The sequence below is a fragment of the Megasphaera micronuciformis F0359 genome, from assembly GCF_000165735.1.
Classification (GTDB): Bacteria; Bacillota; Negativicutes; order Veillonellales; family Megasphaeraceae; genus Megasphaera; species Megasphaera micronuciformis.
In genome coordinates, this window is sequence record NZ_GL538195.1 from 1 (window position 1) to 1,252 (window position 1,252).

The following is a 1,252-nucleotide window of genomic DNA, read 5'->3' on the forward strand; positions in this document are numbered from 1 at the left end:
GGAGGAAATGTACAATGGCAAAAGAAAAATACGAAAGAACCAAACCCCATGTCAATATCGGCACGATCGGTCACGTTGACCACGGCAAAACGACATTGACGGCAGCAATTACGAAAGTATTGTCCGAAAAAGGCTATGCTGAATTCTCCGACTATGCTAACATCGATAAAGCACCGGAAGAACGTGAACGCGGTATTACGATCAATACGGCACACGTAGAATATCAGACAGACAAACGCCACTATGCACACGTTGACTGCCCGGGCCATGCCGATTATGTAAAGAACATGATCACCGGCGCAGCACAGATGGACGGGGCTATCCTCGTAGTATCGGCAGCTGACGGCCCCATGCCGCAGACACGTGAACACATCCTCCTGGCACGTCAGGTAGGCGTACCGGCTATGGTTGTATTCTTGAATAAAGCGGACCAGGTTGACGATCCGGAATTGATTGAACTCGTAGAAATGGAAGTTCGTGAACTTCTCAGCTCCTACGATTTCCCGGGCGATGAAATCCCCATCGTAGTAGGTTCGGCATTGAAAGCTCTCGAAGGCGACGAAGATGCTAAAAAAGCGATTCTCGAATTGATGGATGCTGTCGATGACTACATTCCGACGCCTGACCGTCCGACGGATCAGCCGTTCTTGATGCCTGTCGAAGACGTATTCACCATTACGGGTCGCGGTACGGTAGCAACGGGCCGTGTAGAACGCGGAACAGTAAAAGTCGGCGATACGGTAGAAATCGTAGGTATGCAGGCAGAAGCAAAATCGACGGTTGTAACGGGCGTAGAAATGTTCCGTAAGCTCCTCGACATGGCAGAAGCAGGCGACAACATCGGTGCTTTGCTCCGTGGTGTAGACCGTAAAGAAATCGAACGCGGCCAGGTATTGGCAAAGCCCGGTTCCATTCATCCGCACACGAAGTTCAAAGCTCAGGTATACGTATTGACGAAAGATGAAGGCGGCCGTCATACGCCGTTCTTCACGAACTATCGTCCCCAGTTCTACTTCAGAACGACGGACGTAACGGGCGTTATCCAGTTGCCGGAAGGCGTAGAAATGTGCATGCCCGGCGATAACGTAAAAATGGAAGTTGAATTGATCACGCCGATTGCTATCGAAGTAGGTTTGCGTTTCGCTATTCGCGAAGGCGGCCGTACGGTAGGTGCCGGTGTCGTATCGGAAATCGAACAGTAAGATTTCTTATAAACGAAAATCTCCCTTGTTTAGGCAAGGGAGATTTTTTG

The 1,252-nt window shown here is 50.2% G+C and carries 1 protein-coding gene; it reads left to right on the plus strand.

Going from position 1 to position 1,252, the window contains the following annotated elements:
• Positions 1 to 14 precede the first annotated feature (14 nt).
• Positions 15 to 1,202: an elongation factor Tu gene (gene tuf / locus HMPREF9429_RS03525; RefSeq protein WP_040773661.1), complete on the plus strand. Its 1,188-nt coding sequence runs from the start codon at positions 15 to 17 to the stop codon at positions 1,200 to 1,202.
• Positions 1,203 to 1,252 lie beyond the last annotated feature (50 nt).